This is a genomic window from Candidatus Omnitrophota bacterium (assembly GCA_013791745.1).
GTDB lineage: Bacteria > CG03 > CG03 > CG03 > CG03 > CG03.
Genome location: VMTH01000007.1, coordinates 37,757 through 43,945 on the forward strand (window position 1 = coordinate 37,757; position 6,189 = coordinate 43,945).

General features: G+C 45.8%; 7 protein-coding genes. All 7 read left to right on the forward strand.

The window, feature by feature from the left end; translation table 11 throughout:
- Positions 1-66 precede the first annotated feature (66 nt).
- On the forward strand, positions 67-828 hold the full coding sequence (locus FP827_00375; protein ID MBA3051542.1) for a DUF4198 domain-containing protein: 762 nt from the start codon (positions 67-69) through the stop codon (positions 826-828).
- Positions 828-1,433, forward strand: a complete 606-nt coding sequence (gene cbiM, locus FP827_00380) for a cobalt transporter CbiM (protein ID MBA3051543.1) — start codon at positions 828-830, stop codon at positions 1,431-1,433. Before FP827_00375 ends, cbiM begins: the two co-directional genes overlap by 1 nt.
- The gene (locus FP827_00385) at positions 1,433-1,906 is read left to right on the forward strand and encodes a hypothetical protein (GenBank protein ID MBA3051544.1); all 474 of its coding nucleotides are present in this window, start codon (positions 1,433-1,435) and stop codon (positions 1,904-1,906) included. The genes cbiM and FP827_00385 overlap by 1 nt, the downstream gene beginning before the upstream one ends.
- A complete protein-coding gene (gene cbiQ, locus FP827_00390) occupies positions 1,896-2,663 on the forward strand; it encodes a cobalt ECF transporter T component CbiQ (GenBank protein ID MBA3051545.1) in 768 nt (255 codons plus the stop codon). Before FP827_00385 ends, cbiQ begins: the two co-directional genes overlap by 11 nt.
- Positions 2,664-3,311, forward strand: a complete 648-nt coding sequence (locus FP827_00395) for an ABC transporter ATP-binding protein (GenBank protein ID MBA3051546.1) — start codon at positions 2,664-2,666, stop codon at positions 3,309-3,311. It begins immediately after the preceding gene.
- A gap of 211 nt (positions 3,312-3,522) precedes the next feature.
- Positions 3,523-4,995 carry a [FeFe] hydrogenase H-cluster radical SAM maturase HydG gene (hydG, locus tag FP827_00400; protein MBA3051547.1) on the forward strand — a complete coding sequence of 491 codons (1,473 nt, stop codon included), beginning with the start codon at positions 3,523-3,525 and terminating at the stop codon, positions 4,993-4,995.
- 12 nt (positions 4,996-5,007) lie between these two features.
- Positions 5,008-6,189: [FeFe] hydrogenase H-cluster radical SAM maturase HydE (hydE, locus tag FP827_00405; protein ID MBA3051548.1), on the forward strand; the 1,182-nt coding region annotated here is incomplete at its 3' end.

Consider the following 6,189-nt stretch of genomic DNA (forward strand, 5'->3'; position numbering starts at 1 on the left):
AAATGTTTGATTTAGAGGAAAAGCCCGCCACCTTGTAAAGGCGGGAAAGAATAAGAAGGAGAAATTATGAAAAAACCAATTATTGCTATGCTTTGTTCAACGTTGATTTGCATTAATGCCTACGCTCATTTCGGCATGGTCATCCCCTCCGACGACATGGTTACAAAGTCGGATAAAAAAGCCATTTCCCTCCGGGTGCAGTTTATACACCCCATGGAAGGCGCCTACATGAACATGGAAAAACCGTTAAAGTTCGGCGTCATGTCCAGGGGAAAGACAAAAGACCTTCTCTCAACTCTGAAGGAAAAAAAGGTAAACGGATTCTCCATATGGGAAACCGATTATGCGGTGAGACAGCCCGGCGACCACATATTCTATGCGGAGCCCAGGCCCTACTGGGAACCTTCCGAAGACTGTTTTATCATTCACTATACAAAAGTCATTGTAAACGCTCTCGGCTTAGAACAGGGATGGGACGAAGAAATAGGGCTGAAGACGGAAATAGTGCCGCTTACAAGGCCCTATGGGCTCTGGACGGGAAATGTGTTTCAGGGAATAGTGAAAGTCGACGGCAAGGCTGTACCGTTTGCGGAAATAGAGGTGGAATATTATAATGGGAGAGTGGAGATAAAGTGGCCCGCGGACCCTAGGATCACGCAGCTAACTAAAGCCGATGCTAACGGCGTATTTACATACGCTATGCCGAAAGCCGGCTGGTGGGGTTTCGCCGCGCTCAATGAAGACTCGAAAAAAATGAAACATGAAGGCGTTGAAAAATCAATTGAACTAGGCGCTGTTTTGTGGATAAAAACCCACGACATGAAATAATGCATATATCTGAAGGCGTCCTTTCCGCGCCTGTTCTCATAGCAGGCGGAGTTCTCAGCATCTGCTGCGTAACCGCCGGATTGAGAAAACTGGAATATGAGAAAGTGCCGCAGGTAGCTGTTCTTACATCCGCTTTTTTCGTTGCTTCGTTAATTCATGTTCCCGTAGGACCCTCAAGCACTCATCTTATACTCAACGGCCTCACGGGAATCCTGCTGGGATGGGCGGCATTTCCCGCGATTCTCACGGCATTAACTCTTCAGGCGGTTTTTTTCCAGTTCGGGGGCTTTACTTCCCTGGGAGTCAACACGTTCAACATGGCCTTTCCCGCGCTCGTCAGTTTCTGGCTATTCAGCATTTTTGTTTCAAAAAACAACCGCCGGATCACAATGTTCGCCGGGTTTATAGGCGGTGCAGCGGGGGTTTTAGGCGCCTGTTTTCTTGTCGCTGTCTCATTATTGACAAGCGGAAAAGCGTTCCTGCCGCTTGTGAAACTTCTGGCCGCCGTTCACCTGCCGGTTATACTCATAGAAGGACTCATAACCGCGCTGGCGCTTGGATTTCTGCAAAAGGTCAAACCGGAACTCTTAGATAGGAGGATATAGTGAAGATAATTAAACATTTTTCGGGAACTGCCGTTTTCCTGATCCTGCTTTCGTATAATGTTTGCGCGCATAAAGTAAATATATTCGCCTACGCCGAAAACGGCAGAGTTTACACCGAAAGCTATTTCAATGACGGCAAAGCAGTCGTAAACTCTGAGATAAAAGTATACGGCCATAAAACCGGAGAGCTTCTTCTCAGCGGCACAAGCGACAACCTCGGCGAGTTTGTATTCGATTTACCGCAGAAATCGGCAATTCGTATAGTCCTCAACGCAAGCATGGGGCACAGAAATGAATACATTCTTTCAGAAGAAGAGGCGGCAGGAGATACGGATAAACCCGTTAAAAATGGAGCCCGGGCGGAGAAACCGGCAGTGCGGGACATTCTTGCGGGCATCGGCTGCATCTTCGGCATATCGGGAATAGCAATGTTTGTCAAATGCCGGAAAATAATTAAAAAAAATGCATCTTGAACCTTTTGCCGAGGGGAAATCTTTTATTCATTCCCTTGACCCGCGCGTAAAGATTCTCGGACTGCTCCCGTTCATTGTGACGGTCGCCGTTTCAAAAAATCTGAACACGCCGGCACTCGCTTTGATGGCCGGGATATTCCTGGTCGGCCTTTCAAGATTAAATTTCAGCGCCCTCATCAGCCGCCTTTACGTCGTAAATCTTTTTATCCTGCTGCTATGGCTGATAATGCCTTTTGCCGTGCCGGGCAGAGAACTCTTCTCCGCCGGGCCGCTGTGCGCCACAAAAGAAGGTGTTTTCTATGCTTTGATCATCACATTAAAAGCAAACGCGATCTTTCTTTCGACCATAGCTCTGATAGGAACTGTCCCTCTTTTTAAACTGACTCACGCGCTGCATCATCTGGGGATGAACGAAAAACTTTCGCTCCTGTTTTTTTTCTGCTACAGATATATAACTGTTCTTCACAGGGATTACCACGCCCTTTACGACGCCGTTAAAGCAAGAGCTTTCACTCCTCTTAACAGCCTGCGCACCTATAAGACATACGGCTGGCTGATAGGTATGCTTCTTGTAAAGAGTTATGAACACTCACAGAAAATGTATGAGGCGATGCTCTGCCGCGGCTTTTGCGGCAGGTTTCCGGTACTCAACCATTTCAAAACAGAAAAAAAGGATTATTTTTTTCTCGCCGCGATGCTGTCAATTACCGTCTTCATACTGATGTTTGAAAAAAGCGTATTTACCGCGATGCTTTAGATGATAAAAATAAAGAACCTCAAATTCAGCTATCCCGACGGAAGACCGGTCTTCAGCAAACTCAACTTCGAATACAGCCAAGGCTGCAGACTCGGATTCTTCGGGCGCAACGGTTCAGGCAAGACAACGCTTCTGCGCCTTATCATGGGACTGCTGAGGCCACAGTCAGGGCAGATAGAAATATTCGCCAAACTCCGTAATACAGAAAAAGATTTCGCGGAAGTAAGAAGAAGAATCGGTTATCTTTTCCAGAACCCGGATGATCAGCTCTTCTGCCCCACCGTGAGAGAGGAAATAGCGTTTGGCCCGCTGAATCTTGGAAAAAAGGCGGAAGAAGCGGCGGAGACCGTCAAAGAAACCTGCAAAATCCTCGGCCTCGACGGTTTTGAGGACAGAATAACCTTCCATCTTTCGGGCGGCGAAAAAAGGCTCACGGCCCTTGCCTCCGTTATTTCAATGAAACCGGAACTCCTTCTGCTTGATGAACCCACAAACGACCTTGATGAAGACAAGACAAAAACAGTTCTTGATTACCTGAGGAATAACACAAAATCATTCATCATGGTTTCGCAGGAATTAGACCACCTGAAATATGCGGGGGTCAACGAAATCTGCCGGCTGGAAAATTCCCGGATAGTCCCTGCATAACCTCTCCTGATTTCCCCGGCTTTGATGAATGGAATTTACTTCTTATCCTTACAATGCTGATGTATAGACTGATGCGATGGAAAGGAACTCACCAGCCTGATCAAGAAAAATTTACAACTCCGGTTTCTCGTATCTCAGGTTGACAATTTCAAACATTAAAGTAATAGTTTGATAATGAAAGTGCACGCTACCGGATAATGTAAATAAGAAAATGCCCATATCTAAAAACTCATCCTGGTTTAAAAATGTAATCCGCGAAGAAGAAATCACCCCTTTTTTGACAAACGGCTGTGACTTTATAAACGATGCAGATATTAAAAAACTGCTCAAAAAGCATATAAAACCGGAGAAGCGGAAAATCCGCGGCATCATACAAAAATCTCTCTCTATCAAGCGGCTGGAACCGGAAGAAACCGCTGAGCTTCTCAATGTTGAAGATGACGCCCTTCTCGAAGAAATGTTCGATGCCGCAGAAAAAATCAAGAAAAAAGTCTATGACAACAGGATCGTCACCTTCGCCCCGCTTTATCTCAGCAACCACTGCGTGAACGACTGTTTATACTGTTCTTTCAGGAAGAGTAATAATGATCAAAAACGCAGACAGCTCACACTGAAAGAAACCGAGGAAGAAACCAAAGCCCTGATATCCACCGGCCACAGGAGGATCATCGTTGTCTACGGCGAACATCCCTCTTCTGACATAAATTATATGACCGACACTATAAACACCATCTACAGCACAAAAGTCCGGCACGGAGCAATACGCAGAGTGAATGTGAACTCAGCGCCCATGGATATTGAAAAACTTAAAAAGCTGAAAGAGTGCGGCATCGGCACCTATCAGGTTTTTCAGGAAACATACCACCATGAAACTTATAAAAAAGTTCATCCTTCAGGCACAAAATCCGATTACAGATGGCGGCTCTACGCTCTTCACAGAGCACAGAAAGCAGGAATTGACGATGTCGCGATAGGCGCTCTTTTCGGTCTTTATGACTGGAAATTCGAGGTCATGGGACTTTTATATCACACAATAGACCTGGAAAAACATTTCGGGATAGGGCCTCATACAATTTCATTCCCCAGGCTGGAACCGGCGGCTAACACTCCTTTCAACAGGCAGTCCAAATACAAAGTTTCCGACGGGGACTTCAAAAAACTGATTGCCGTAATCCGGCTTTCAGTACCCTACTGCGGTATGATAATCACGGCGCGGGAAACGGCGCAGATGAGGAGAGAATGCCTGAAACTCGGTGTAACTCAAACCGATGCTTCGACAAAGATAGGCATAGGCGCCTATAGTGAGAGATGCAGCGAACAGGAAGGAGAAAGACAGCAATTTATTCTAGGAGATACACGAAGCCTTGATGAAGTCATAGGCGAATTCGCTGAAATGGGCTATATAACTTCTTTCTGCACGGCGGGATACCGCTGCGGCAGGACCGGCAAATGTATAATGAACCTCCTGAAGAAAGGCGAGGAAAAATGGTTCTGTAAAATAAACGCTGTCCTTACCTTCAGAGAATGGCTGGACGATTACGCTTCTCCTGGAACAAAGAAAAAAGGTGAAAAAATAATAAAAAAAGAAATTGAAGAGATAAAAACGCAGAAACCGAAGATATTTAAAAAATTTATGGACGACTATACAAAAATCAAAAATGGAGAACGCGACATCTACTTTTGAATAGCGGATATTATGTGCTACGCGATCCCGGGTAAAATAACAGGCTTTCAAGGCAAAAAAGTCATAATAGACTACTTCGGCGAGAAACGGTATGCGCACAACGATTTTGTGAAAGTGAAATCCGGCGACTATATATACGCGCAGGGCGGTTTCGTCATAAATGTCGTTCCCGAAAAAGAAGCCCGGGAAATACTGGAATTCTGGAAAGAAACATTTTTTAAACTCCGGAAAGTGGATCTGAGACTTTCAAAACTTGAGGGAAAGAGCGACGCATCAAAAAAAACCCGGATAATACTGGATGCGGCGCTGGAAGGAAGAAAAATCAAATTTGAAGAATATCTGCATCTCTTCTCACTGGAAGATGAGGGAGATAAGGAATACTTATATAAGGTGGCGAATTTCATACGCCAGAAATATCACAAGAATGCCTGCTGCGTGCACGGGATCATTGAATTTTCAAACTACTGCGCGAACAATTGCCTTTACTGCGGCATACGAAAAGACAATATATCCCTCCCCCGCTATAGGATGACTGAGAAAGAAATTCTTGAGACCGTTAAGCTGTCTATTGACACTTACGGTTTCAAAGCGCTGGTTCTTCAAAGCGGAGAAGACCCTGAATGGGACGCCGGCCGTATTGCAAAACTCATTAAAAAAATACGCGGTGAAAATGATGTCCTCATCTTCATAAGCGTGGGGGAAGTGGGCAAAGCCGGCTTGAAAAAATTCTATGACGCGGGGGCCCGGGGCGTACTCATACGCTTTGAGACTTCAAACGAAAATATTTATTCAAAAATCCATCCCGGGGATTCTCTGGAACGGCGCATGAAAGAAATTGAAGAAGCGAAAAAGATGGGTTTTCTTGTCCTGACAGGAGGCCTCGTAGGTTTCCCCGGCCAGACTGATGAGGATACGGTTAAGGATATTCTTGCCGCCGTAAAACTGGGGCCGGAAATGTACACTTTCGGCCCTTTTATTCCGCATCCCCAAACGCCTTTTGCGGGAACGCTGTCTCCGCCTCTTGATAAGATACTGAAAACCATCGCCCTGCTGAGGATAGCTGACCCTATGGGAAAAATCGTTTCAACAACGGCGCTGGAAACTCTCGCGCCTGTAGAAGGAAGGAACAGGGGTTTCATGGCCGGAGCGAATTCCATGATGCTCAACCTCACCCCCGATAAGTACAGAAAGAAC